The following is a 24,625-nucleotide window of genomic DNA, read 5'->3' as shown; positions in this document are numbered from 1 at the left end:
CAAGCGGCTTGGGTGGCGCGCCCGCCGGATGAAAAGATTGCTGGCCTTGGTGCACCGGGAAGGATAATCCGATCCGCAGAACGTCATAAAAAACAAGAGGATCGCCATGCACGACGCCGCAAGTCCTAATCTGAAGACGCAACAAATCTGGGTGTTCGGCCAGATTGCACTCTCGGTTCCGCTCCAGCTCTTGTTCGTAAGGTGGGGCTACAACCACGCCGGATTTGTTGGCCCGGCTGGTGACAGCATGGGTGATCGCCTCGCCTATGCCTTGCAGTGGGACTTGCTGGGAGCGCTCGTGCTGCTGGCGATGATTGGTTTTCTCGCCGGCTCGCGTCCGATCCGCCATGATACGATCGACGGCAACGACAGGGCCGAAGCGCTCGCCATCCACGTGCGCGTGCAGCGCAACACGGTGGAGCAGCTGATGCTGATGCTGTTCGGCCATCTGACGCTTGCGACCGTACTGCGGGTCGACCAACTGCATATCATTCCAGTGCTGGCGCTGCTGTTTGTCGTGTCGCGCGTCGCGTACTGGATAGGCTATGTTCGCGCGCCGCATTATCGCACCCTCGGGTTCGTGGCGACGTTCTATCCTAACATCGCGGCGCTGCTCTATTCGGCCTGGCGGATCTACCTTTAGGTCAAGCGGCCATTGCGAGGGCGATGATGCAGAGCATCGCCGCACCGGAGGCGCCTTGTTGCGACAGGCCCAACCCATCGCCCCCTGCATTGCCATTGCCGCAATGCAGCATTACATCGCCTCCCACGTTCTCTCCCCCGTGACGCAAGGACTTGCACATGACGCAGCTCTCTCCCGCCGACCCGATCGTGATCCTCTCCTACGCCCGCACCCCGATGGGCGCGATGCAGGGCGCGTTGGCCGATGTGTCGGCGACCGATCTCGGTGCAATCGCGGTGAAAGCCGCGGTTGAGCGCGCGGGGGTCAGCGGCGAGGACATCGACCGTGCCTATATGGGCTGCGTGTTGCCCGCAGGGCTCGGCCAGGCCCCGGCGCGTCAGGCGGCGATCAAGGCGGGCCTGCCGCTCTCGGTCGAGGCGACGACGGTGAACAAGGTCTGCGGCAGCGGTATGCAGACCGTGATCATGGGTGCCGAGGCACTGGCGAGCGGCACGATCGACGTGGTGGTCGCGGGCGGCATGGAGAGCATGACCAATGCCCCCTACCTTATGAAGAAGCACCGCTCGGGCGCACGCATGGGGCATGACACGGCCTATGACCACATGTTCCTCGATGGCCTCGAAGACGCCTACGAGCCCGGCCGCGCGATGGGCACCTTCGCGCAGGACACCGCCAACGCCTACCAGATGACCCGCGAGGAGATGGACGCCTACACCATCGAATCGCTCGCCCGCGCCAACAAGGCGATCGCGAGCGGGGCCTTTGCCGACGAGGTCGTGCCCGTGACCGTCAGCACCCGCGCGGGCGATGTCGTGGTCGAGCATGACGAGGCGCCCGGCAAAGGCCGCCCCGACAAGATCCCGCAGCTGAAACCCGCCTTTGCCAAGGACGGGACGATCACGGCTGCCACCTCCAGCTCGATTTCGGACGGCGCCGCCGCGCTGGTTCTGACCCGCGCGAGCGTGGCCGAGGGCAAGGGTCTGGCGCCGGTCGCCCGCGTCGTCGCCCTCGCCTCGCATGCTCAGGCCCCCGCGCAGTTCACCACTGCGCCGATCCCGGCGATCCAGAAGGTTCTGGCAAAGGCTGGCTGGGGCGTCGACGATGTCGATCTGTTCGAAGTGAACGAGGCTTTCGCCTGTGTCGCGATGTTCGCGATGCGTGACCTTGGCATCCCCCACGACAAGATCAACGTCAACGGCGGCGGCACCGCGCTCGGTCACCCGATTGGCGCGAGCGGCACGCGGATCATCGTCACCTTGCTCAACGCGCTGAAGCAGCAGGGCAAGACGCGCGGCGTCGCCTCACTGTGCATTGGCGGCGGGGAAGCGACGGCGGTCGCGGTTGAGCTGATCTGATTCGCGCGCGCCGGGCGGCCTTATTCGTCGCCCGGCAGCGTGTCGGAGCCCCACAGGCGCGCCGCGCTGATCCAGCCCTTGCGCCCGGCAATATCGACCTCGCACCAGCCCGTACGACAGGCTTTGAGCTTCGTCACCACCCCCGGCTCGGCCCGCCATTTCACCGCCGCCGCGCTGCTGGGCTCAGCCCGCACTTCGGCGAGCCCCGCGCCGATCACCAGCCCGCCCCGCGCCGGATCGAGCTGGCTTGATGCCACCCAGCCCTGCGTGCCTTCATGGTCTTCGACCAGACGCCAGCCTTCGCGCACCCGCACCACCTTCACCGGCAGGCCTTGCCGCAGGTAAACCCAAGTGACGGGATATTCCGCGCTCGGCCCCACCCGCATATTGACCTTCTCGTACCGCAGGCTCGCCCAATAGGGCAGCGTCCGGTCCTGCGCGCTGAGCGGCGCGAGCACGAAGGTGGCGGCCAGCATCAGCCCTAGGCCGAGCGTCGAGACAAAACGGATTCCCTGCATTCCCGGAGCGATAGCGCCTTAGCCCCTGCGGTTTCAAGCCGCGCGTGTGCATCCGCGCCTTGACCGCGAAGGCCCTGTGGCATTAGCCCGTCAGCCATGACCCAGCGCCCCACCCGTCCGCTCGCCAATGCCCCGCGCGTGATCGTCACCCGCCACCTGATGCCGGAGGTCGAAGCGCGGATGCGCGAGCTGTTCGATGTGAAGCTGAACGCAAGCGATGTGCCGCTCACGCGCGCGCAACTGGCCGAGGCAATGCAGGATTGCGACGTGCTGGTGCCGACCGTGACCGACCGGATCGACGCTGATCTGATTGCCGGAGCCGGCGAGCGGTTGGGCCTGATCGCCAATTTCGGCGCGGGCACCGAGCATATCGACCTTGCCGCCGCCGCCGCGCGCAAGATTCTCGTCACCAACACCCCCGGCGTCTTTACCGATGATACGGCCGATATCGCTATGGCCGGGATCATCGGGGTGCCGCGCCGGATCCGCGAGGGCACCGGGCTGGTGCGCAGCGGCAAGTGGACCGGCTGGGCGCCGTCAGGTCTGCTCGGACGCAAACTGGCGGGCAAGGTGCTGGGCATCATCGGCATGGGACGCATCGGTCAGGCCGTCGCCCACCGCGCCCGCGCATTCGGGCTGGAGATCGCCTATTACAACCGCAAGCCGCTACCCGAGGCTTTGGAGCGGATGCTGGGTGCGCGCTATGTCGGCGATGTCGATGCCCTGATGGCCGAGGCGGACATCCTCACCCTGCATTGCCCGCTGACCGAGGAGACCCGCCACCTCGTCGACGCGCGCCGGATCGCGCTGATGAAGCCGGGCAGCAGCATCATCAACACTGCGCGGGGCGAATTGATCGATCAGGAAGCGCTGATCGCGGCGCTGGAATCGGGGCATCTGGCGGGCGCCGGGCTCGACGTGTACCCGGACGAACCCCACGTCGACCCCCGCCTGATCGCGCATCCCAATGTCATGACGCTCCCCCACATCGGCAGCGCCACCGCCGAGGGCCGCGAGGATTCGGGCCACAAGGTGATCGCCAATATCCGCATGTGGGCCGACGGGCACCGCCCGCCGGATCAGGTGCTGGACGCGCTGGTGCGGGGCTGACCGCCGTCACCGCCGCGCCGCAAGGTCAATCCCCGGTCAAAATTCGCTCGACCAGTTCGCCCACGCTCGGCGTGTAGCCGTTTGAGAAGAACGGATCGGTCTTGAACCGGTAGGCCGCGTGGCCCGCGAAGGCGAGGTTGTTGTCGGGGTCGTCGCCGTGGGCAATGTCCTGGAGTGTCTTCTGAATGCAGAAGCTGCGCGGGTCTGCCAGACGTCCGGTGGTGTAGTCGTCGTGGTCCTTCCAGCTGGAAAAACCGCAATGCGACAGGCAACCCATGCAGTCCTGCTGGTCCTTGCGGATCGTGTCGCGCGCTTCGGGGGTGACGAACACGATCGTGTCATCCGGAGTCTTGAGCGGCTCGGTATGACCGGCGCGCATCCACATTTCGGCCTTGGCCTTGTCTTCCGGCTTCAGCCAGAAATTGCGCGCCTTGCCGTCTTCGCCGAGCTGCACCGTGCCGTCTTCCGCACCGCGCTTGAAGTAGGGCACCTGCCGCTCCGAACGGTGCATCAGATCATAGAGGAACGGGGTCTTCACTGCGCTCGAATAGAAGCCGGTGGGCGAGAACTTGTGGAGCAGCACGTCGCCGGGCTCGACCGTGCGCAGCATGTCCTTCCAGATCTGCGGGATCGGGCTTTCCTTGGTGAGCAGCGGCCGGGTGCCGAACTGGAAGGCGATCTTGCCCAGCTCCGGATTGTCGATCCAGTCGTTCCATTCGCGCAGGTACCACACGCCGCCCGCCATCACGATCGGCACGTCATCCGAAACGCCCTCGGCGCGCATCATGTCGCGCAGCACCTTGACGCGCGGATAGGGATCTTCGGGCTTGGTCGGGTCTTCGGCGTTGGAGAGGCCATTGTGCCCCCCTGCCAGCCACGGGTCTTCATAGACCACCGCCGCCATCAGATCGGGGACCTTGTGATAGGACCGCTTCCACAAGGCGCGGAAGGCGCGGCCCGAGCTGACGATCGGCAGGTAGCAGACGTCAAAGCGCGCGGCGATCTCGGCCAGCTTGTAGGGCATCCCCGCCCCGCAGGTGACGCCGGTCACCATGCCGCGGGTGTTTTCGAGTACGCCTTCGAGCACGGCCTGCGCCCCGCCCATTTCCCACAGCACATTGATGTTGATCGCGCCCTTGCCGTTCGCGATGTCATAGGCCTGTTTGACCTGCGTGGTGGCACCGTCGATGGCGTAGCGGATCAGTTCCTGATGCCGCTCTTCGCGGGTGCGTCCGTGGTAGATCTGGGGGATGGGGTTGCCGTTCGCGTCATAGCTGTCCGCATTGACCGCACTAACCGTACCGATCCCGCCAGCAGCGGCCCAGGCGCCGGAACTCGCATGATTGGTTGCCGATACACCCTTGCCGCCCTCAACCAGCGGCCAGACTTCACGACCGCCGTAAACGATCGGGCTCAATCCCTTGAACAATGAAAATCCCCTTTGCGCGAAAACCGCGCTTTCATACGTAACTGTGCCATAGGCGGGGCGGGCTCGCCTCGCAACCTCGCGCGTTAGAGCCCTCAGCCTGCCTCGCAGACCTTGATCGCATCAGGCGCGGTGCGATCGGTGCCGCGCTGGAAGCGAGCGAAATATCCCTTGATGTCAGGGCGTTCAATATATTCGATCAGCACATAGCCAACCGCTTCGAACTCACAGAACAGCAAGGTGTGCGGCAGGCCGTGGCGGCCGACCGGGCTGTCGCTTTCCACGACGACGATCTGCCCGCCAGCGTTCAGCGCGGGCCACATGTTCCACAGGAAGGCGTAGGGATCGGTCACCTCATGGTACATGTGCACCATGAAAATGCGGTCGAAACTGTCGGGCGGAAGCTGCGGGTTGTCGGCATCACCGAACTTGATCGAGATGTTTTCGAGCCGTTCGCGCTCCACCCGTCGGCCGAGCCGGTCGAGCGCTTCGCGGCTGATGTCCTGCGCCAGCACGCGCCCGTCGGCACCGACCCGTTCGGCCAGGCGGACGGTGTAGTACCCCTCCCCCGCGCCGATATCGGCAACGGTCATGCCGGAGCGCAGGTCGGCAAGGTCCATGACGACTTGCGCCTCGTTGCGCTCATCGCGCGCGTCTTCGTTGGAGAACTGGTTGGATACGACCTTGGCGATCGGACGATCAGGCTTGGGGAAGCTCACTTCGCCTGCGGCCGGATCGCCGGTGACGGGCGCAATGCCATCGCACCCGGCCAGCAGCAGCGCTGCACCCACTCCCCAACCGGACCAGACCGCCAGGCGCCGCATCGGGCTTACTCCACGTCCTCGATGTCGACCTTCTCACCCGTCACCCGCTGGGCAAGCGCAGCCGAGATGAAGGGATCAATCGCGCCGTCGAGCACATCGGCGGGCGTGTTCGAGACGACGCCGGTGCGCAGGTCCTTGACCATCTGGTAGGGCTGCAAGACGTAGGAGCGAATCTGGTGGCCCCAGCCAATGTCGCTCTTGGCGGAATGCTCGGCGCTGGCGGCTTCCTCGCGCGACCGCATCTCGGCCTCGTAAAGCCGCGCTTTCAGCATGTTCATCGCGATTTCGCGGTTCTTGTGCTGGCTGCGGTCCTGCTGGCTCGCGACCACGATGCCGGTCGGCTGGTGGGTGATCCGCACCGCGGAATCGGTGGTGTTGACGTGCTGACCGCCCGCACCGGATGCGCGGTAGGTATCGATCTTGAGGTCGGCCGGGTTGATCTCGATCTCGAAGCTATCGTCGATCACCGGGAACACCCACACGCTCGAGAACGAGGTGTGGCGGCGGGCAGAGCTGTCATAGGGACTGATGCGGACCAGCCGGTGCACGCCGCTTTCGGTCTTGGCATAGCCATAGGCGTTGTCGCCCTTGATGAGCAGCGTAGCTGACTTGATCCCGGCCTGTTCACCCGCCTGATATTCGACCGTCTCGACCTTGAAGCCGCGCCGTTCAGCCCAGCGGCCATACATGCGGAACAGCATTTCGGCCCAGTCCTGGCTTTCGGTGCCGCCAGCCCCGGCGTGGATTTCAAGATAGGTGTCATTGCCATCCACCTCGCCCGAAAGCAGCGCCTGCACCTTGTCGGCATCCGCCCGGTCGGCGAGCGCGGCGAGCGTCTTGAGACCATCCTCGACGATGGCGTCCTCGCCCTCGGCCTCGCCCATCTCGATGAACTCGATCGCGTCCGCCATTTCGGCAGCGATCTCGTTCACGGTGTTCACCGCCGTTTCCAGCGTCTTTTGCTCGCGGCTGATCGCCTGCGCCTGCTTGGGATTGTCCCACAAGTTCGGGTCTTGCACCCGCGCGTTCAACTCGTCGAGCCGCCGGAGCGCGCGATCCCAATCGAGCGACAGGCGCACCAGCGCCAGCGCCGCTTCGATCCGGTTGATGTAAGCCTGGCCTTCGGCCCGCATCGTCTATCCTTCAGTGATGCTCTAAAAAAGTCGGCCCCGCTTAGCGCTGCGCGCGCGATTGTAAAGCAGCTGCACCGCTCGCCTGAGGCCTACTTCTTGAGCGCGCGCACCGCCGCCAGAGTCTCTTCGACATGGCCGCGATAGTCGGCGGCGGAATGCACCGCGACAATCCTGCCGTCGCGCGCGATCACGTAGGATGTGCGGCTGGCATAACCCGAACCGCTGCCGTCCACATCATAGGCGGCCATGATCTTGGCCGAGGCAACACCGACCGGAAAGGCATCACGGCATTCTTCGCGGCTGAAGCGCTTGAGGGTTTCAATGTCGTCGTTCGACATGCCGATCACGCTCGCGCCCGCCGCCTTGAATTGCGGCATCGCGGCGGCAAAGGCGTTGGCTTCCAGCGTGCAGCCGCTGGTGAAGGCCTTGGGGTAGAAATAGAGCACCACCGGCCCCTTGGCCAAGGCGGCACTGAGCGTGAAGCCGAATTCCGACCCGGCGAGCGCGGCGCGGGTGGCAAAGGCGGGGGCCTTGGCACCCTTGGGCAGTTCAGCCGAAGCGGAGGTGACGGTCATCGCGGCAGCCCCGATCAGGGCGAATGCGGCGAAGCGGGTGAAGCGGGTCCGGGTGCTGGTCATGGCACACTAACCCGCCAGCCCCGCGACCGGTTCCACGCCCGATCAGTCAACGCCGCCTTCGTCGATGAATTCGACCGCCTCAGGCGCAGGCTCGTCCACCACGGCGCTTTCGGCATTCTGCCGCCCGGCGCGGATCAGCGCGAGGATTTCGTTGCGCTTGGCCGCGATGGCGTCCTGCCGGGTGTAACGCTCCGGCTCAGTGTCGGGCTTGAAGGCTTCCCAGATGATCGCGGAGCGCGGATCGTCGGTCGGCCAGCCATCGAACACGCGCTTGCCCGAGCGGCGGTCGACCCGCACCATGCGGACACCGGCAGGCGCGACGGCGGGAAGATCGGACCACTTGGGCTTGGTCTTCTCGATCAGGCTCTTGATGATCGGCGCGGCAATCGTGCCGCCAAAGGCATAGCCGCCCATGTTTCGCGGCTGATCGAAACCGATATAGGCCCCCGCGATCATCTGCTGCGTGCCGCCGATGAACCATACGTCCTTGGGGCCGGTGGTGGTGCCGGTCTTGCCGAACAGCGGCAGGTTCAGCGGGTTGAGCACGGTTGCGGTCCCCCGGCTGACGGCACCGCGCAGCATGTGCATAACCTGAAACGCGGTGCGTGCGTCCATCGCCTGAGCGCCGCGCACGCCGAAGCGCGGCATCGGCTTGCCATCCCATTTCGCCATGTTGCAGCCGCGGCAATCACGGTTGTCGGCGCGCCACAGCACCTTGCCACGACGGTCCTGCACATAATCGATCACGGTCGGCGGATTGAGCCGCCCGTGATTGGCGAGCGCGCTGTAGGCGGCGACCATCTTGACCAGCGTCGTCTCACCCGCGCCCAGCGCGGTCGAGGGATAGGCCGGGAACTTGCCGATGCCGAGCTTTTCGATGCCCTTCACGACATTGTTCATGCCTGCGGTCATACCGATCTGCACGGTCATGATATTCTGCGACTGCTCAAGCCCGAAGCGCATCGGGTGTTGGCCGCCGCTGCCCGAGCCACGAATGCACTTCTCGCCGAGATTGGCACCCTGATAATAGCAGAAACGGTTGTTATCGACCTGGGTCGAAGGAGTCATGCCGGTATCGAGCCCGGCGGCATAGACGAAGGGCTTGATAGTCGAACCCGGCTGCCGCATCGCCTGCGTGGCGCGATTGAAGTCCGACAGGCGGTGATCGAACCCGCCCTGCATTGCCAGCACCCGTCCGGTCTGCGCCTGCTCGACCACCAGCGCACCCTGCGCTTCGGGGATCGTGCGCACGTTCCAGCCATTGCCCGACGGGCTGGCCGCGATGACATCACCCGCTTTCAGTGCGTTCGGCAGATTGCCGAGCGGTGCCTCCTTGCCATCGGCAAAGCCGATCCGCGCCGATTGGCCGGTGCGGCTGGTGACAACGCCGACGCGCCAGTCCTTGTAGCTGATCCCCAGCGGCGAGCTTTGCAGCTGGCTTGCCCAGTTGCCCTCGGAGGCGTCGAGTGTCGCAATCGGCCCCGCCCAGGCGCGCCCCCCATGATAGCGCAGCAGGCCTTCGCGCAGCGCATCGCGCGCGGCGGCCTGCATCTGCGGATCGAGCGACGTGCGCACCCACAACCCGCCTGCATAGACCGAGTTTGGCCCGCTCTCCGCCGTTTCGCCAAACCGCGTGATCAGTTCGCGGCGGACTTCTTCGAGGAAGTAGCCCGCATCAACGCTCCGCTCCCGCCGTTGCGTGACGAGGCCCAAGGGCTGCGCAGCAGCCGCGCGGCGCTCCGAGCCGGTGATGAAACCGTTTTCCTCCATCTGGCCGAGCACGAAGTTGCGCCGTTCCAGCGCGGCGGCTTCCTGACCCTTGCGGCCATAGCGTTCGGGCGCCTTGGGCAGGATCGCAAGGAAGGCCATCTCGTGCAGTTCAAGCGCATCGACATCCTTGTCGAAATAGGCGCGCGCGGCCGCCTGCACCCCGAAGGAGCGCCGCCCGAGCGGGATTTCGTTGAGGTACAGTTCGAGGATTTCCTGCTTGGTGAGCACCTGTTCGATGCGTCCGGCCAGGATCATTTCCTTCAGCTTCCGGGTCACCGAGTATTCATCGCCGAGCAGCAGGTTCTTGGCGACCTGCTGGGTTATGGTCGACCCGCCAACCGCGCGCTCGCCCGAGCCAAACTTGGTGGCGTAGTCGAACACCGCATTGGCCGTGCCGAAGAAATCGACCCCGCCGTGGCTGAAGAAGGTCTTGTCCTCGGCGGCGAGGTAGGATTCGATCAGCTTTTGCGGGAAATCGGCATATTGCAGCTGCACCCGCCGCTCACGCGCATAGGTGTGAACGATCTCGCCGTCATAGCCGCGCACCACGGTGGGGAGCGGTGTTTCATAGGTCAGCAGCGCCTCGGCTTCGGGCAGGTCGCTCGCCAGCCATACGAACACCGCGATCCAGAGCGCGAGGAACGCGCCCAGCGCACCCGCGGCCAGTTTGAACCAGAAGCTCTGCCGCCAACGCTCACGAAACCACGCCAGCGCGCCGCCGAGATCGCGGTTCACGCGGTATCGCAGATAAGCCCAGGTCGAGGGCGGGCCGGGTTCGGCGACAGGTGAGGCGGTCGGCTCAGTCATGGACGGGCGGCAACTAGCACGCGGAGATTGGCGAAGGCTAGCCGGTTTCCCATCCTATTCCCCGTCCGCCGCAGTATCGCTGCGCCGTGCGAAATAGACCCGCACCGCGCGCGCCAGCACGGCGGCATATTCGGCCCGCCCCTCGGCCGTGGTGAGACGCGCCCGATCGGTCAGGTTGGTGACAAAGCCGCTTTCGAACAGGACCGAGGGCACGTCAGGCGCGCGCAGCACCGCGAGCGCTGCGGCACGCTTTGGCTGCGGGACAAAGGCCAGCTTGCGCTCGCCTTCGCGCAGAACAAGGCCGGCAAATTCGAGCGCGTCTTCCTGCGTGCGCTGCTGCGACAGCCCGACGAGGATCGCGCTCACCGCCGGGCTCTGCCCATCCAACGTGATGCCGTTCAAGCGGTCAGCATCGTTTTCGCGCGCGGCAAACCGCGCCGCCGCCTCGCTCGATGCTTCATCGGACAAGGTATAGATGCTCGCCCCGCTGACATCGGCGCGATCGCCAGCGGAATCGGCGTGGATCGAGATAAACAGATCGGCATCAAGCAAGCGAGCGATCTCCGGGCGATAAGGCAGCGGCACGATGCGGTCATCCGCTCGCGTCAGCGCCACCCGGATCCCGCCTTGCCGCAGCAGTTCGTCCCGCAACGCGAGCGCGATGGCGAGGGTGATGTCCTTCTCGTTGAACTTGCGCCCCTCGGGATCGGTACCGATTGCGCCCGGATCGCGCCCGCCATGCCCGGCGTCGATCACCACCAGCGGACGCGAGGGATCATCGGGACCCTGCACCTGTGGCAAATCGATGTTCGCGCCTTCGCCTTCGAGCGCAAATCGCAGCACATAATCGCGCCCCCATTCAGGCACCGGGATCGTCAGACCCAGCAGGCTCGCGCCCCCTAGCACGGCAATCGGTGCCAGAAACACGATCAACAGAAGCGTGCGAAAACTCATGATGGTAAGGTGCTTACGGTCTCGCGCGTTGCCAGCGCAATAGAGTTGCGGGGTTTGCCCCACAGTGCTAGCGCTATTGCCAGAGAGGTTGCATCACGGCGCACTTTGCGCTCCACCTGCGATCCTCTTGCGCCGGGGCATCACTATTTCTCGCATCCGGCCCAGTACAGGTTGATGTAGTGACAGAACGTTTTTCCCGATCGATGAGCATAATGCGCAGACAGCGCGTGCGTGCCTTCGCGGGTCAAGATGCGGCGCTTGGCCGCACGTTCCACATTGCAGACACGAGCTTCGCACTGCGCGCCGCTGGCGGCCAAAGCGCGATTTCCCCTTCCGGCACAGCTATCACGCGGGCCGGTTCACCACATAATGCGCGCCCCCTTCATGCCCCGTTGCGGGCAAGGCTGGGCGCATGGAGATTAGTCAATGGCAACGCGCATGCTTATCGATGCGCGCCACCCGGAAGAAACACGGGTGGCGGTTCTGCAGGGCAACCGGATTGAGGAATTCGATTTCGAATCTGCCGAACACAAGCAGATCAAAGGCAATATCTATCTCGCCAAGGTAACCCGGGTCGAACCCTCGCTGCAGGCGGCTTTCGTCGACTTCGGCGGCAATCGCCACGGCTTCCTCGCCTTCAGCGAAATCCACCCCGACTATTATCAGATTCCCAAGGCTGATCGCGACGCCCTGCTGGCTGAAGAAGCCGAAGCGGCGGAAGAAGAAGAGCGTCTGCGCGCGGAAGAGGAAGATGAAGGCATCTCCCCCGGCGAAGAATATGACGCCGAAGAAGAAAGCGGCGAATCCCTCGCCGAAGACTTTGCCGAAAACGGCGTCGAGGAAGTCGACACCTCTGACAAGGACGATGTCGCCACCTTCGAAGGCGGCGCATCGGACGACAATTCGAGCGACGACGACGGTTCGGACGACGACGCCGATAATGGTGACGATGACCGGAACGGCGATGAAAACGCCGATGGCTCGGATCAGGATCGCGGCCGTGGTCGCCGGGGTCGTCGCCGTCAGGGCGGCAAGGGCGGCGACAAGGACAAGGGCGGCCGCAGCCGCGCCAAGCAGGTCGACGAGGTGCGCGCCAAGCGCATGGCGCTGCGTCGCCGCTACAAGATTCAGGACGTGATCCAGCGCCGCCAAGTGCTGCTGGTGCAGGTCGTCAAGGAAGAGCGCGGCAACAAGGGCGCGGCGTTGACGACCTATCTCAGCCTGGCTGGGCGTTACACCGTGCTGATGCCGAATAGCTCCAGCGGCGGTGGGATCAGCCGCAAGATCAGCTCGACCAGCGATCGCAAGCGCTTGAAGGACATGGTGTCCGATCTCAAGCTGCCCAAGTCGATGGGCCTCATCGTGCGCACCGCCGGCATGAGCCGCACCAAGCCCGAGATCAAGCGGGACTTCGACTATCTCGCCCGCGTGTGGGACGAGATTCGCGAGAACACCCTCGCCTCGGTCGCGCCTGCGCTGATCCATTCGGACAGCGACCTGATCAAGCGCGCGATCCGCGACATCTACAACAAGGAAATCGAGGAAGTCGTCGTTGAGGGCGAGGACGGCTACAAGTCGGCCAAGGCCTTCATGAAGATGCTGATGCCCAGCCATGCCCGGCGGGTGAAGGCCTATTCCGATCCCGTCCCGCTGTTCCAGCGCTATGGCGCAGAAGATCAGTTGCGCGCGATGTATGATCCGATGGTGCAGCTGAAAAGCGGCGGTTATCTCATCATCAACCCGACCGAGGCGCTGGTCTCGATCGACATCAACTCCGGCCGCTCGACCAAGGAACACGGGATCGAAGCGACCGCGCTGCACACCAATCTCGAAGCGGCCAAGGAAATCGCCCGCCAGCTGCGCCTGCGCGACATGGCGGGTCTGGTCGTGATCGACTTCATCGACATGGAGTACCCCTCCAATGTCCGTAAGGTCGAGAAGGCGATGAAGGACGCGCTCAAGAACGATCGCGCGCGCATCCAGGTTGGCCGCATCAGCTCGTTCGGCCTGATGGAAATGAGCCGTCAGCGCCTCCGCACCGGCGTGCTCGAGGCGACCACCCGTCCCTGCCCGCATTGCGACGGCACGGGTCTGGTTCGCACCGCATCCTCGGCGGGCCTTTCGGCGCTGCGCCTGATCGAAGACGAAGCGGCGCGCGGCAAGGGCACGCTCATCCGGCTTGCGGCCAGCACCGAAGCGGCGATCTATCTGCTCAACGAAAAGCGCGCCGATCTGGTCGAGATCGAACAGCGTTACGGCGTGACTGTCTCAGTGGTCCCCGAGGGTGAGGATGAAGGGGCGAAGATGTCCGTCTCCAGCTCCGGCCCGCGCCCGGCCTTTGCCCCCAAGTTCGAACCGATCGTCGATGACGAGCCGGAAGATGATCTGCCCGAGGATGAAGACGACTTCGCCGAGGACGAGGTCGAAGAGCGTGATGCCCGTCAACCGCGTCGCGAACGCGCCGACAATGACGATGAAGGCGGCCGCAACAAGAAGAAGCGCCGCCGCCGCCGTGGCGGTCGCAACCGCAATCGCGGCGATGACGGCGAAGGCATCGAGAGCGAAAGCTCGGAAGACGGCGCTGGAACCGTTGAAGATGGCGACGACAATGGCGAAGCCCGCACCGCCGATGACAGCGCGACCGACAGCGAAGGCCGCCCCAAGAAGCGCCGCCGCCGTGGTGGTCGCGGGCGCAAGCGGCGCGATGGCACCTACGAGGGCAGCGAAGGCGGCACCGATGGTGATGCCGATAGCAATAATGGCGGCGAAGTGCAGCAGGATGACGGCGAGCCTGCCGCCGCAGCCGAAGTAGCGGCCGCACCGGCTGAAGCCGAGGCCGAGGTTGCGGCAGATTCGCCCGAAGCCGAAGTCGCTGACGCGGCTCCGGCCGAAAAGCCCAAGCGCGTGCGTGCGCCCCGCAAGAAGAAGGAAGCGGTGGCGGTTGGCGAAGTGCCAGCCGAGCTCGCGCCCGAAATCGCCGCCGACGCGGCCGATGCCGCCGCAGAGGCTCCTGCCGAAACCCCGGCCGAAAAGCCCAAGCGCAAGCGCGCGCCGCGCAAGGCCAAGGTGGCGGATGCCGAACCGGCCGAAACCGCAGAGGCCACGGAATCGGCAGTGGCAGAAGCGGCTCCGGCCGCTGCGCCCAAGGCCGAGGCCGAGGCCGAACCCGATGGCGAGGCCAAGCCGCGCCGCGGCTGGTGGCAGCGCACCTTCGGCGAGTAGTTTCGCGCCGAACAGGCCAGGCATTCACGGGGCGGGAGCGGGCAACCTCTCCCGCCCTATGCTAGTGCGGCTTGCGGGCGATGCCCCACTCCATCCACCCGGCAAAGCGCGGGGCCTTGGGCGTATAGCCTTCACCTAAGGTCTCGACCGCAAAGCCTGCACCTGCGAGCGCACCCGCAATCGGTCGCGTCAGGTGACAGCCGCCAGCGAGGCGCTTCCAGACCGGCTCGATCCGCTCCTGCCAGCGCCGCACGTCATGGTCGGGCGCGCGGCCATGTTCGAGGAACAGGGCCTGCCCGCCGGGGCGCAGGATGCGGCGCAGTTCGCGCATCACCTGTGCCGGGTCGCTCACCGAGCAGAGCGTAAAGGTGCAGACCACGCAATCGAAGCGGGCGTCATCGAAGGGGATCGCCTCGCCCCACCCTTGCCTGAGATCGGCCGCCCAGCCCTTGGCCCGCGCCGCCGCCCGCGCACCGTCGAGCAGGCCTGCATGCGGGTCGATCCCGGCATAGGAGGTGATTGCTGCGGGATCGTAGAAAGCATGGTTGATCCCCCCGCCGCAGCCCAGCTCGAACACGTCCCCGCGCGCAAGCGGCACCACGGCAGAGCGCCGCTTCATCACCTGCCCTTGCGAACAGGCGCAGGTGATCAGGCGCGGCATGACGTTCGCTTCGTACCAGCTCGTGATCCCCATGCGCAGTTCCCCTTCCCGCTCACCTTCGGGTTTAGCCCGATGCTGGCGCAAGGAAAGCTGTGCTTTGTGCTCAGGCGGGGACTTCTGCTCCACGGAAATCGAACACCCGGCCGGAATCTTCGGGTGTCAGGCCGGCGATCACTCGGAGCAGATTGGCTGCCGCATCCTGGGGCGTCGTCAGTTGACCATCCGCCAGGCCAGATTGGAACGGCCGGGACAGCCCGCTATCAACCGTCCCCGGATGCAGGCCGACGATGACACTGTCAGGATGGGTGCGCGCCATTTCCAGTGCGAAGTTCTTGAGCAGCATGTTGAGCGCCGCCTTGCTCGCCCGGTAGAAATGCCAGCCGCCGAGCCGGTTGTCAGAGATCGACCCGACCCGCGCCGAAAGCGCGGCAAAGGTGAAGGGAGACCCCCGCGGCATGATGCCCAGCATATGCTTGGCGATAAGCGCCGGGCCGATGGTGTTCAATGCCAGCACCTCCGCCATCGTGACGGGATCGAGGCGCTTGTAGGTTCGCTCCGGCCCGGTGCCGTCCGCCAACGTCAACACGCCGGTTGCCGCGATGACCAACTGGGGCGGATCAGCGCGCATCGCTTCGGCCGCCGCGGCAATGCTGGCCTCCTCCTTCAGATCGAAGGCGAAGGGCCGGATTCCCGCGCCATCAGGGCCCTGCCCGCTGCGCAATCCGGCATGGATTATCTCGGTCCCGCCTACTTCCAGCGCATCGCAGAGCGCATGGCCGATCCCCCCGCTCGCCCCGAAGATCGCCGCAACACGCGGCCAGCCCGCGCCTTTTTTCGATGATGGGGTTGCACTTGCCATTGTGGACCAAAGCGATTGGCCGGGCGCATGGTTCCGGCAGGTGAGGCGCTTTCAACTGGTGTGCGAAAGCGCGCAACACCGCCCGCTTGCGCCGGGGGACAATGGCGTTAGATAGGGTGCAAATCGAAACGGGATCAGTTCATGGCGACCTTCACTCTCCCCAAGAATTCCAAGATCAAAGCCGCGGGCAAGGTGCACAAGGCATCGGGCGGGCGCGTGAAGTCATTCAAGGTCTATCGCTATGATCCCGACTCCGGCCAGAACCCGCGTTACGACAAGTTCGAGATCAACCTCGACGAATGCGGCCCGATGGTGCTCGACGCCCTGTTCAAGATCAAGAACGAGATCGACCCGACGCTGACCTTCCGCCGGTCATGCCGCGAGGGGATCTGCGGGTCGTGCTCGATGAACATGAACGGCAAGAACGGCCTCGCCTGCACCACCGCGATCGAAGACCTCAAGGGCGAGATCCGCATCACGCCGCTGCCGCACATGGACGTGATCAAGGACCTCGTGCCGGACTTCACGCACTTCTACGCCCAGTATGCCAGCATCCGCCCGTGGCTCCAGACCGTCACCCCGACGCCGAGCGGCAAGGAGCGGCTGCAATCGCCCGAGCAGCGCGAACAGCTGGACGGGCTTTACGAGTGTATCCTGTGCGCCTGCTGCTCGACCTCGTGCCCGAGCTACTGGTGGAACAGCGACAAATTCCTCGGTCCGGCGATCCTCCTCCAGGCCTATCGCTGGCTGGCTGACAGCCGCGACGAGATGACCGGCGAGCGGCTGGACGATCTGGAAGATCCGTTCCGTCTCTATCGCTGCCACACCATCATGAACTGCGCCAACGTGTGCCCCAAGGGCCTGAGCCCGGCCAAGGCGATTGCCGAAACCAAGAAGATGATGGCCGAACGCGCGATCTGATTCGCGCAGACTGACCGGACAGGCGCGTAGACATGGCGACCAGCGAACCCATCAACGCGCCGTTCGATCACCACCCCCTCGCCCCCGAGGAATGCGGCGGCGAAGCAGGCTGGCACAGCTGGAATCTGGTCGACAGGACGCGGTTCAACACCGCCGTTCTCGGCGATATGCGGGTGCGCAAGGAAGGCGACAAATGCCGCCTGCGGATGTTCCCCGAACGCCGCCACACCAATCTGGGTGACAACATCCACGGCGCGGTGACGCTGGGACTGATCGACATTGCGCTGTTCGCCGCGATGCACATCAACGGCAGCGGCGAGGCCGGGCCGTCGGTGACGGTCGAGCTCTCGACGCAATTCGTGGGCGCGGGCGATCCCGCGCGGCCGCTCGACGCTGTCAGCGAGATCGTGCGCGAGACCGGGCGCATGCTGTTCCTGCGCGGCTTTGCGACTCAGCCCCGCGAGGACGGGACGGAGGACATCATCGCCAGCTATTCGGGCATCGTGCGCAAGATGCGCTCGCGCGCGTGAGCGGGCTGCTGGCCCGTTACGACGCGCTGATCGCCAGCGGTGAGCTTCGTGCAGACCCCGATCAGCGCGCAGCAGCGGAAAAGCTGGCCGCGCTTCAAACCGCGCTGGAAGCAGAGGCGCCAGCAGGCGGTTTGCTGGGCAAGCTGTTCGGCAAGAAGCCGATACCCCCGCGCGGCCTCTACATCTGGGGCGGTGTGGGCCGCGGCAAGTCGATGCTGATGGACCTGTTCGTCGAGACCCTCGCCATTCCGGCCAAGCGACGGGTGCACTTCCACGCCTTCATGCTCGAAGTTGACCGCCGCATCGCAGAGGCGCGCAAGGCACAATTGAAAGACCCCCTAATCGCAGTTGCAGCCAGGCTGTCCGAGGAGGTGCGCTGCCTCGCCTTCGACGAAATGGTGGTGAACAACACCGCCGATGCCGCGATCATGGGCCGCTTCTTCACCGCGATGATGGAGGCGGGCACAGTGATCGTCACCACCAGCAACCGCCCGCCGCGCGATCTCTACAAGGACGGGCTCAACCGCTCGTTGTTTCTGCCTTTCATCGATCTGGTCGAGCGTGAGATGGACGTGCTGTCGCTGAACGGGCCGACCGACTACCGACTCGACCGGATTGGCGACCTCACGACATGGCACGCGCCGATCGGAGATCATGCGACAGCGCAGGTGCGCGAAGCGTTCTTCCGCCTCACCGACTTCGAACCCGAAGACGCCGCCCATGTGCCGAGCGGCACGCTCGATCTGGGCGGCGGGCGCACGCTCCATGTGCCCAAAAGCCTCAAGGGGGTCGGCGTGTTCAGCTTCAAGAAGCTGTGCGGGGAGAACCGCGGTGCGGCGGATTACCTCGCCATCGCGCGCAGCTTTCACACCGTGATCCTCGTGGGCATCCCGCGCATGGGGCCGGAGAACCGCAATGAAGCGATCCGCTTCACCAAGCTGATCGACGCGCTTTACGAACACCGTGTGAAGCTGTTCGTGACCGCCGCGGCCGCGCCCGAACAGCTCTATCAATCGGGCGACGGTGCCTTTGAGTTCGAACGGACAGTGAGCCGCCTCAACGAAATGCAGAGCGCCGCGTATATGGCGCTGGGACACGGCACCGAAGACTAGGCGCTCACCCCAAGCTGGCTCAGCGACTTCTCCAGCATGAGCAATTGCCACAACGTGCGCGAATGATCCGCGCGGCCGGCGATATGGGCCTCCGCCATCGCGCTGATCGCCTGCGGGTCAAAGAACCCGGTCTGCGCCAGCCCGCCGCTCGCACCGATCCCCCGCGCCGCGCCTGCCAGCGGCCCCCGCAACCATTCCGCAATCGGGGTCACAAAGCCCTGCTTGGGCCGGTAGAGAATGTCCTGCGGCAGGTAGCGTTCGAGCGACTTCTTGAGCAGGTATTTGCCCGTCGAACTCTTGACCCGCATCCCCTCGGGCAGCCTTGCGGCGAACTCGACGAGGCGGTGATCTAGCAGTGGCTCGCGCGCTTCGAGGCTGACGGCCATGCTCGTGCGGTCGACCTTGGTGAGGATGTCGCCGGGCATCCAGAACGTGAGGTCCGCGTATTGCGCGCGGTCGAGCCCGCTGCGCCCCGGTGCGGCGCGCATCACGGCGATCAGCTCATCCTCGCCGCGGAAGCCTGCGAGGCTGGCGGTGAAGCTGTCCGAATACAAGGCGCGGCGCGCATCGGGGAGCGTCACCGATAGGCCGCGCGCATAGCCTTCTTCCCCGCTTTCGGCGAGAGCCAGCAGGGTGGCCTTGGCGCGCAAGGGACGGGGTGCCCAATCGGCCTTGGGCCATGCCCGGCCCAAGGTCCCGAACAAGGGCGCGCGCAGGCCAGCGGGCAAAATCGCGCGTGCGCGTTCCTCGTGGTGGTGGAACACCTGCCGCCGGTATCCGCCGAATGCCTCGTCCGCGCCGTCGCCCGAAAGCGCCACCGTCACCCGCTCGCGTGCGAGCTGGCACACGCGCCAGGTGGGGAGCGCGGAGGCATCGGCGAAGGGTTCGTCGAACATCGTCGCCAGCTGGTCGATGGCGTCGAAATCGTCGGTGGCGACGATCCGCTCGGCATGGTTTGCGCCGAACTTCGCAGCCACCTGACGGGCGTAAGAGGTCTCGTCATAGGCAGCGACATCGAAGCCGATCGAGCAGGTCTGCACTGGCTGGCTCGACGCCTCGCTCATCAGCGCGACCACGCCGGAACTGTCCACCCCGCCCGAAAGAAACGCGCCCAACGGCACATCCGACACCATGCGCGACCGCACGCCTTCGCGCAGGAGGTGGACGAGCTGGGCCGAGAGATCCGCCTCGCTCCCCCGCTCGCGCTGGGTGAAGTCAATGTCCCACCACCGCTGCGGACGGCCCGGCGCACGGCCCTGTTCCAGCAGCCAGAAATGGCCAGCAGGCAGCTTCTCCACGCCAGCCAGTATCGCGTGCGTGTCGGGGACATAGCCCCACGTCATGTAAGCCTCGATCGCCTGCGGATTGACCCGGCGACGCAGCTGCGGATGCGCGAGCAGGCCCTTCAGTTCCGAGGCAAAGGCGATGCTGCCATCCGACAGCGGCACATAGAATAGCGGCTTCACCCCGAACCGATCACGCGCAAGGAACAGCTGACGCTTGTCGCGATCGAACAGCACGAAGGCGAACATCCCGTCGAGCCGCTTGAGGCAATCCACTCCCCAGCGCTGCCACGCGGCGAGGATTACCTCGGTATCGCCCGAGGTGCGGAATGTGAAACCGGCCTGCTCCAGTTCGCGGCGCAGTTCGCGGAAATTGTAGATCTCGCCGTTGAAAACGATCACCGCGCGCCCATCAGGCGTGTGCATCGGCTGCGGAGAACCGGCGAGGTCGATGATCGACAGGCGGCGGTGGCCGAGGCCCACGCCATGATCGATCCACACCCCCGACCCGTCAGGCCCGCGATGGGCCAGCGCGTCGCACATCCGCTCGACCCGAGAGGGGTCAACCGGCTTGGGCGTTTCGGCATGGAAGATCCCGGCAATCCCGCACATGGTTGTGCCGCCTAGAGCAGCGCGGCGAGCGCGGCAATCGCCGCCAGGGCAATGATCGCGAGTGCGGCGCTGGTGGGCGCAAAGCGCAAGGCCTCGGCGCGGCCGAGCAAGGGCCAGTCGGCCATCGCGTCGGCGTGCCAGCCATAGGCCTCGGGCTCCCGCTCGAAGAACCGCCATGCTCCGCCGAGCAGTGCGGCGAGCACGATGGCGAAGAACACCCAACCATAGACGATGTGGTCGAAGCCGGTCGCCTGCTCGGCCCCGATGAACTGCGCGACATAGATCGTCGCCCAGGCGCGCACGCCATTCGCCAGGATCGGCAGGATGATGCAAGCGGCGAGAAAGGCCACGCGGCGGGTCCAGCTATCAAAGCGGGTGAAGCATAGGAGCACGCCGAGCGTCACCATCGCGATCAGGAATTTCACCCCGGAGCACGCCTCTGCGACAATGAACAGGCCGGCAGGCGTGTGGATGTGAATGCCCTCGATCTGGGCCGGCACCCCGCTCCAATGGGTGAGCGCGATCGCGATTTCGGCGGTGACGGTTTGCAGCGGCGGAATGATCTCGTCGCCGAACGGCACAAGGAAGCTGGCAAAGGCGAGCGGCAGAGCGAGCAGCAGGCTGACACGCAGGCCCAGCACAGTGACGACGGCCGCCTGCAACGCAGCCACCGCGCCCGCTTGCGCGACAAGGTTGATGCCGCGTGCCTCGCCCACCCACCACAGGCCCAGAGCGACGGCGACGCCAACCAGACCCGGCCAGAAGGGCTGCGGCGTGAGCGCGGCGAGCTCCTCCTCCTTCAGCCCCACCAGCCAGGCTGTGATGAAGGGGACGAGCAACAGATGGTTGTAGGTGTCGATATTCCACCACTGGTGGAGCATCGCGCTCCAGCTTTGCGCCGTCACTGCGATCAGCACCGCCGTCGCCAAGGCCAGCGCGCCCAGCGGACCGCGCCAAGCGACCGGAAGGCTGGCCGATGCCGGTGGTGAAGGCCAAGCGGCGCTCTCAGGCGGCATGACGCTGCCCCTGTTCGTCACAGCCAATCAACCCCGCGAGTGGCGCCAGCATCGCCTCCCACCCGTGATGGTCGAGCACGAAGCGCCGCGCTGCCGCGCCGATCCGCGCAGTTGCCTCGGGATCGCTCAGCACGGCCTCGATGCGCGCCCACATGGCGGCAGGATCGGGCGGGCACACCAGCCAATCCTTGCCATCACGAGCGGCAATGCCGGTGGCCGCATCGGGCGTCAGCACCACGGGCTTGGCCATTGCCATCGCTTCGAGCACCTTGTTCTGCACCCCGCGCGCGATCAGCAGCGGGGCGAGCACGGCATCGGCAGCGGCGATGAAGGGGCGCACGTCTGGCACCTCGCCCCACACCCGCACGCCGGGGGTGCCGTGATGAGCCATGAGCCGGGCCGTGGGGTTGCGGCCCACGACATGGAACGTCGCCTGCGGGTAGCGCGTGCGCACCTTCGGCATCAGCGCCTCGATCACCCACAGCGCGCCCTGTTCGTTGGGGCGGTAATCCATCTGGCCGGTGAACACGAAACGCGGCCCCGGTTGCTCTGCGATGCCCGGGTGCGGGGTGACGCAGGCGGGGTCGAACAATGCAGCGTCGATCCCGTTGCCGATCACCCGCGCATTGACCGTGTCGGGTGCGGTCAAGCGGCTGCGATAGAGCGCGGCCTCGGCCTCGGAAATCAGGATTGTCGCATCGGCGCGGCGGCCGAGCCGTTCTTCTTCCGCCGCCAGCAACCGCGCCTCGCGCGCGTAGAGCCACACGCGCTCACCCGCCGCGGCATAGCTTGCAAACTTGGCGCTATCGACGTCGCACAGGTCGATCAACACGCGGCCCTTGAAATCCGCCGGGACATATTGCCCCATCTGACCGGAGAACACGACGATAGCCGCAATATCCCGCGCCGCGATGGTGTCTCGCACCCAGCGTTCCAGCTGGCGCGAATGGAATGCGGTAAGGCTCACCGGCTTGCCCGACAGCACCGCCTCAACCCCGGCGAGCGGCAGCGGCTTGTTGCGCGGCGCGATGCAATGACTGGTGGCCACGACGGCGAGCGCGGCCTCACCCTCCCCTGGGCCATCGGCAAAGCACCCGACGTGGACCGGAGCCAGCCGCGCCAATGCCTTCAGCAAGTGGTGCGAGCGGATGCGGTCACCCCGGTCGGGCGGGAACGGCACCCGGTGGGCGAGGAACAGGATCTCCCCCATCACGCAAGCCCGCGCGCGATCCACGGCCCCAAAGTGTTGGCGATGGGGAGCGGCAGCTTCTTCCAGAGTTCGATCTTGCGGGAATAGCTCGCGTCTGTCGGGTCGATGTTGCGCGGTGGCTGACCGGGCGCGGTCCACGCGCCATAGGTGAGCGGCTGCGGCTCGAAGCCCCAGTTCTTCTTGAAGGCGAATGGCCCGCTGCCGGGCTTGGAGCGCCCGAAGTCGAACCGGGTCATGCCCTGTCGGCGGGCGTGGAGCATCAGTTCGTAATACATCACCTCGTTGGCGCGGGCCGCGCGGGCAGCAAAGACCCCGCCACCCCAGAAGGGCAGCACCGCGCCGTCGTGGTAAAAGCTCAGCACGCTCGCGAGCGGGGTATCGCCTTGCCACACGGTGAGAATGTCGCTGCTAGCGGGAAACGCCTCAAGCATCGCCGCAAACAGGCGCTTGGGAAACACCGGGGTGCCAAGATTGCGCACGCTTTCGCTGTAGCAGGCGTAATGCGCGGCCAGATCCGCCGCGCTCCGCCCCACCGTGACGCGGTGGCCAAAGCCCAAGCCCCTGCGCACCTCGGCGCGGGCCTTGCGCGGGATGGCGAGCAGTTCCGCTTCGTCGTCGGCGGCAAGCGCGCGTTCAAAGCCGCAATGCTTGTCCGACCAGCTTTCCCAGCCCTTTGGGATCGCCCCGCCCCGCACTTCAATGCCGGCAAATCCGCCGCGCGCCGCGTGGTCTTGCGCCGCAGCCGCAAGTGCCTCCGCAGCATCGCCGCTTGTCGCAACGATCCCGCCGCCCACGCCAAACCCGCTCGATACCAAGGCCTTGCCAAACAGCGCCGATCGCACTTCGGTGAGCGGCAGCCAGCCCGTCACCACGCCGAGCTGTTCGGCCACCAACCCCGCCGCGCGCTGGCCGCTTCCCGCCTCGACCGCTTGCAGCCATGCCGGACGGTGAAACAGGCTCGCGCCCGCTTCGGCGAGGAAGCCTTCGATCCGGCGCACATCCTGCGTATCGCGGACGTCAATGGCGCGCACATGCGTTCCGGCTTTCACCGGCGCGTTCATGCGGCAATATCCGCCGTCGCCGCGTCTGAGCGTGGGAGATACAGATCCTCGGCTCGTGCCGCCTCGCGGTGGGCGACCAGATCCATCCGGCCCCACCGGAACTCGTGGACCAGCTCGCGCAACTTGCCCGCCATCTTGCCGAGGCCCGTATAGTGCCGGAAGCGCGACCGCAGGGGCGCGTGGGCAACGCGCGGCTGATCGGGATCGACCTCCCAGGGGTGGAAGTAGAACACCGCCGGGCGGCCATCGGCACGGTTGACCTGCCGGATCGCCCAACGCGAAAAGGCGTAGGGCAGCACGCGGAAGAACCCGCCGCCGCCTGCCGCCACGCGCCGCCCGCCCAGCATCGCGGTGGTGACCGGAAGCTCGACCAACGGCGACCACGGCAGCGGTTTGAAGGCAAAGCGCGGCGCTTCGGGCCAGCCATAGTGATCGTGCACCACCGGCGCGACGCTAGAGGAATAGGCATAGCCCTGCTCGGCCAGTTCGGCGAAGGCCCAGGGGGTGCGGCTGTCGATCGAGAAGCTCGGCGCGCGGTAGCCGGTGACCGCCACGCCCGAACAATCCTCGATGATGGCTCGCGCCTTGCGGATGTCTTCGGCAAAGCCCGCGCGGTCCATGGTGAACACCCGCGCATGATCATAGCCGTGGCTGGCGAGTTCATGGCCCGCGTCGGCGATGCGGCGGATCATGTTGGGGTGCCGCTTCGCCACCCAGCCCAGCGTGAAGAAGGTCGCGCTGACATCGGCTTCGGCGAACAGATCGATCACGCGATAGACATTGTCTTCCACGCGGGTCTTGATGCTGTCCCACTCACCGCGCGCGATGACGTTCTCGAAAGCGCCGACCTGGAACCAGTCTTCGACATCGACCGACAGACCGTTCACGATGCCTTGCGCAGTGCCAAGACTATCGCCGGGCAGTCGTTCGGAGAGAGGCTGGAAGGGGGCATTCATGGCG

The 24,625-nt window shown here is 65.8% G+C and carries 21 protein-coding genes; 7 read left to right on the top strand and 14 right to left on the bottom strand.

The features are described 5' to 3' along the window. Positions 1-106: 106 nt before the first annotated feature. Positions 107-643, top strand: a complete 537-nt coding sequence (locus ACLBKT_RS05360; RefSeq protein WP_410181924.1) for an MAPEG family protein — start codon at positions 107-109, stop codon at positions 641-643. Between the two features lie 158 nt (positions 644-801). Further along, complete coding sequence (locus tag ACLBKT_RS05355; RefSeq protein WP_410181923.1) at positions 802-1,998, top strand: thiolase family protein; 1,197 nt, start codon at positions 802-804, stop codon at positions 1,996-1,998. Between the two features lie 20 nt (positions 1,999-2,018). On the opposite strand, the gene ACLBKT_RS05350 is transcribed toward ACLBKT_RS05355, so the two are convergent. Further along, on the bottom strand, positions 2,019-2,516 hold the full coding sequence (locus ACLBKT_RS05350) for an SH3 domain-containing protein (RefSeq protein WP_410181922.1): 498 nt from the start codon (positions 2,514-2,516) through the stop codon (positions 2,019-2,021). Positions 2,517-2,612: 96 nt separating this feature from the next. Between ACLBKT_RS05350 and ACLBKT_RS05345 the strand changes: the two genes are divergently transcribed. Next, positions 2,613-3,626: a 2-hydroxyacid dehydrogenase gene (locus ACLBKT_RS05345; RefSeq protein WP_410181921.1), complete on the top strand. Its 1,014-nt coding sequence runs from the start codon at positions 2,613-2,615 to the stop codon at positions 3,624-3,626. A 25-nt stretch (positions 3,627-3,651) separates the two neighbouring features. On the opposite strand, the gene ACLBKT_RS05340 is transcribed toward ACLBKT_RS05345, so the two are convergent. The 6 genes from ACLBKT_RS05340 to ACLBKT_RS05315 form a co-directional block, all read right to left on the bottom strand. Beyond that, entirely contained in the window at positions 3,652-5,055 is a 1,404-nt protein-coding gene (locus ACLBKT_RS05340) for an NAD(P)H-dependent flavin oxidoreductase (RefSeq protein WP_410181920.1), read from the bottom strand. A 92-nt stretch (positions 5,056-5,147) separates the two neighbouring features. Beyond that, positions 5,148-5,876: a class I SAM-dependent methyltransferase gene (locus ACLBKT_RS05335; RefSeq protein WP_410181919.1), complete on the bottom strand. Its 729-nt coding sequence runs from the start codon at positions 5,874-5,876 to the stop codon at positions 5,148-5,150. Positions 5,877-5,881: 5 nt separating this feature from the next. Then, entirely contained in the window at positions 5,882-7,009 is a 1,128-nt protein-coding gene (prfB, locus tag ACLBKT_RS05330; RefSeq protein WP_410181918.1) for a peptide chain release factor 2, read from the bottom strand. A gap of 89 nt (positions 7,010-7,098) precedes the next feature. Next, positions 7,099-7,647, bottom strand: a complete 549-nt coding sequence (locus ACLBKT_RS05325; protein WP_410181917.1) for a peroxiredoxin — start codon at positions 7,645-7,647, stop codon at positions 7,099-7,101. Positions 7,648-7,689: 42 nt separating this feature from the next. Continuing rightward, positions 7,690-10,224: a penicillin-binding protein 1A gene (locus ACLBKT_RS05320; protein ID WP_410181916.1), complete on the bottom strand. Its 2,535-nt coding sequence runs from the start codon at positions 10,222-10,224 to the stop codon at positions 7,690-7,692. Between the two features lie 54 nt (positions 10,225-10,278). Beyond that, entirely contained in the window at positions 10,279-11,178 is a 900-nt protein-coding gene (locus tag ACLBKT_RS05315; protein WP_410181915.1) for an N-acetylmuramoyl-L-alanine amidase, read from the bottom strand. Positions 11,179-11,604: 426 nt separating this feature from the next. Between ACLBKT_RS05315 and ACLBKT_RS05310 the strand changes: the two genes are divergently transcribed. Further along, the gene (locus tag ACLBKT_RS05310) at positions 11,605-14,400 is read left to right on the top strand and encodes a ribonuclease E/G (RefSeq protein WP_410181914.1); all 2,796 of its coding nucleotides are present in this window, start codon (positions 11,605-11,607) and stop codon (positions 14,398-14,400) included. 61 nt (positions 14,401-14,461) lie between these two features. Here the strand turns inward: ACLBKT_RS05310 and ACLBKT_RS05305 are convergent, their stop codons facing one another. Beyond that, complete coding sequence (locus ACLBKT_RS05305; protein ID WP_410181913.1) at positions 14,462-15,094, bottom strand: class I SAM-dependent methyltransferase; 633 nt, start codon at positions 15,092-15,094, stop codon at positions 14,462-14,464. Positions 15,095-15,164: 70 nt separating this feature from the next. After that, on the bottom strand, positions 15,165-15,920 hold the full coding sequence (locus ACLBKT_RS05300) for an SDR family NAD(P)-dependent oxidoreductase (protein ID WP_410181912.1): 756 nt from the start codon (positions 15,918-15,920) through the stop codon (positions 15,165-15,167). Positions 15,921-16,061: 141 nt separating this feature from the next. On the opposite strand from ACLBKT_RS05300, the gene ACLBKT_RS05295 reads away from it, so the two are divergent. From ACLBKT_RS05295 to zapE, 3 genes are read left to right on the top strand one after another with little or no spacing between them, the layout of a single operon-like run. Continuing rightward, positions 16,062-16,841, top strand: coding sequence for a succinate dehydrogenase iron-sulfur subunit (locus tag ACLBKT_RS05295; RefSeq protein WP_410181911.1), 780 nt, complete (start codon positions 16,062-16,064; stop codon positions 16,839-16,841). Between the two features lie 32 nt (positions 16,842-16,873). Continuing rightward, positions 16,874-17,371 carry a PaaI family thioesterase gene (locus ACLBKT_RS05290; RefSeq protein ID WP_410181910.1) on the top strand — a complete coding sequence of 166 codons (498 nt, stop codon included), beginning with the start codon at positions 16,874-16,876 and terminating at the stop codon, positions 17,369-17,371. Continuing rightward, positions 17,368-18,483, top strand: a complete 1,116-nt coding sequence (gene zapE, locus ACLBKT_RS05285) for a cell division protein ZapE (protein ID WP_410181909.1) — start codon at positions 17,368-17,370, stop codon at positions 18,481-18,483. The genes ACLBKT_RS05290 and zapE overlap by 4 nt, the downstream gene beginning before the upstream one ends. Here zapE and ACLBKT_RS05280 read toward each other — a convergent pair. The 5 genes from ACLBKT_RS05280 to ACLBKT_RS05260 are packed head-to-tail and all read right to left on the bottom strand — an operon-like array spanning position 18,480 to position 24,621. Beyond that, a complete protein-coding gene (locus ACLBKT_RS05280) occupies positions 18,480-20,378 on the bottom strand; it encodes an XrtA/PEP-CTERM system amidotransferase (protein ID WP_410181908.1) in 1,899 nt (632 codons plus the stop codon). The two genes, zapE and ACLBKT_RS05280, sit on opposite strands and share 4 nt — an antisense overlap. Before the next feature lie 11 nt (positions 20,379-20,389). Next, the gene (xrtA, locus tag ACLBKT_RS05275) at positions 20,390-21,394 is read right to left on the bottom strand and encodes an exosortase A (protein ID WP_410181907.1); all 1,005 of its coding nucleotides are present in this window, start codon (positions 21,392-21,394) and stop codon (positions 20,390-20,392) included. Next, positions 21,384-22,604: a TIGR03087 family PEP-CTERM/XrtA system glycosyltransferase gene (locus tag ACLBKT_RS05270; RefSeq protein WP_410181906.1), complete on the bottom strand. Its 1,221-nt coding sequence runs from the start codon at positions 22,602-22,604 to the stop codon at positions 21,384-21,386. Before ACLBKT_RS05270 ends, xrtA begins: the two co-directional genes overlap by 11 nt. Next, a complete protein-coding gene (locus tag ACLBKT_RS05265) occupies positions 22,604-23,665 on the bottom strand; it encodes a FemAB family XrtA/PEP-CTERM system-associated protein (protein WP_410181905.1) in 1,062 nt (353 codons plus the stop codon). The genes ACLBKT_RS05270 and ACLBKT_RS05265 overlap by 1 nt, the downstream gene beginning before the upstream one ends. Then, on the bottom strand, positions 23,662-24,621 hold the full coding sequence (locus ACLBKT_RS05260) for an XrtA system polysaccharide deacetylase (RefSeq protein WP_410181904.1): 960 nt from the start codon (positions 24,619-24,621) through the stop codon (positions 23,662-23,664). The genes ACLBKT_RS05265 and ACLBKT_RS05260 overlap by 4 nt, the downstream gene beginning before the upstream one ends. Positions 24,622-24,625: the final 4 nt, after the last annotated feature.

Origin of the sequence: Erythrobacter sp. W302b (assembly GCF_046452395.1) — a bacterium.
Classification (GTDB): Bacteria; Pseudomonadota; Alphaproteobacteria; order Sphingomonadales; family Sphingomonadaceae; genus Erythrobacter.
This window is presented reverse-complemented; position numbering and strand designations above follow the sequence as displayed.

What these genes read in the sequence shown, in the direction of transcription:
- ACLBKT_RS05360 (WP_410181924.1), top strand. Translation starts at nt 107, where the DNA reads ATGCACGACGCCGCAAGTCCTAATCTGAAGACGCAACAAATCTGGGTG.
- ACLBKT_RS05355 (WP_410181923.1), top strand. Translation starts at nt 802, where the DNA reads ATGACGCAGCTCTCTCCCGCCGACCCGATCGTGATCCTCTCCTACGCC.
- ACLBKT_RS05350 (WP_410181922.1), bottom strand. Translation starts at nt 2,516, where the DNA reads ATGCAGGGAATCCGTTTTGTCTCGACGCTCGGCCTAGGGCTGATGCTG.
- ACLBKT_RS05345 (WP_410181921.1), top strand. Translation starts at nt 2,613, where the DNA reads ATGACCCAGCGCCCCACCCGTCCGCTCGCCAATGCCCCGCGCGTGATC.
- ACLBKT_RS05335 (WP_410181919.1), bottom strand. Translation starts at nt 5,876, where the DNA reads ATGCGGCGCCTGGCGGTCTGGTCCGGTTGGGGAGTGGGTGCAGCGCTG.
- prfB (WP_410181918.1), bottom strand. Translation starts at nt 7,009, where the DNA reads ATGCGGGCCGAAGGCCAGGCTTACATCAACCGGATCGAAGCGGCGCTG.
- ACLBKT_RS05325 (WP_410181917.1), bottom strand. Translation starts at nt 7,647, where the DNA reads ATGACCAGCACCCGGACCCGCTTCACCCGCTTCGCCGCATTCGCCCTG.
- ACLBKT_RS05320 (WP_410181916.1), bottom strand. Translation starts at nt 10,224, where the DNA reads ATGACTGAGCCGACCGCCTCACCTGTCGCCGAACCCGGCCCGCCCTCG.
- ACLBKT_RS05315 (WP_410181915.1), bottom strand. Translation starts at nt 11,178, where the DNA reads ATGAGTTTTCGCACGCTTCTGTTGATCGTGTTTCTGGCACCGATTGCC.
- ACLBKT_RS05310 (WP_410181914.1), top strand. Translation starts at nt 11,605, where the DNA reads ATGGCAACGCGCATGCTTATCGATGCGCGCCACCCGGAAGAAACACGG.
- ACLBKT_RS05305 (WP_410181913.1), bottom strand. Translation starts at nt 15,094, where the DNA reads ATGGGGATCACGAGCTGGTACGAAGCGAACGTCATGCCGCGCCTGATC.
- ACLBKT_RS05300 (WP_410181912.1), bottom strand. Translation starts at nt 15,920, where the DNA reads ATGGCAAGTGCAACCCCATCATCGAAAAAAGGCGCGGGCTGGCCGCGT.
- ACLBKT_RS05295 (WP_410181911.1), top strand. Translation starts at nt 16,062, where the DNA reads ATGGCGACCTTCACTCTCCCCAAGAATTCCAAGATCAAAGCCGCGGGC.
- ACLBKT_RS05290 (WP_410181910.1), top strand. Translation starts at nt 16,874, where the DNA reads ATGGCGACCAGCGAACCCATCAACGCGCCGTTCGATCACCACCCCCTC.
- ACLBKT_RS05280 (WP_410181908.1), bottom strand. Translation starts at nt 20,378, where the DNA reads ATGTGCGGGATTGCCGGGATCTTCCATGCCGAAACGCCCAAGCCGGTT.
- xrtA (WP_410181907.1), bottom strand. Translation starts at nt 21,394, where the DNA reads ATGCCGCCTGAGAGCGCCGCTTGGCCTTCACCACCGGCATCGGCCAGC.
- ACLBKT_RS05270 (WP_410181906.1), bottom strand. Translation starts at nt 22,604, where the DNA reads ATGGGGGAGATCCTGTTCCTCGCCCACCGGGTGCCGTTCCCGCCCGAC.
- ACLBKT_RS05265 (WP_410181905.1), bottom strand. Translation starts at nt 23,665, where the DNA reads ATGAACGCGCCGGTGAAAGCCGGAACGCATGTGCGCGCCATTGACGTC.
- ACLBKT_RS05260 (WP_410181904.1), bottom strand. Translation starts at nt 24,621, where the DNA reads ATGAATGCCCCCTTCCAGCCTCTCTCCGAACGACTGCCCGGCGATAGT.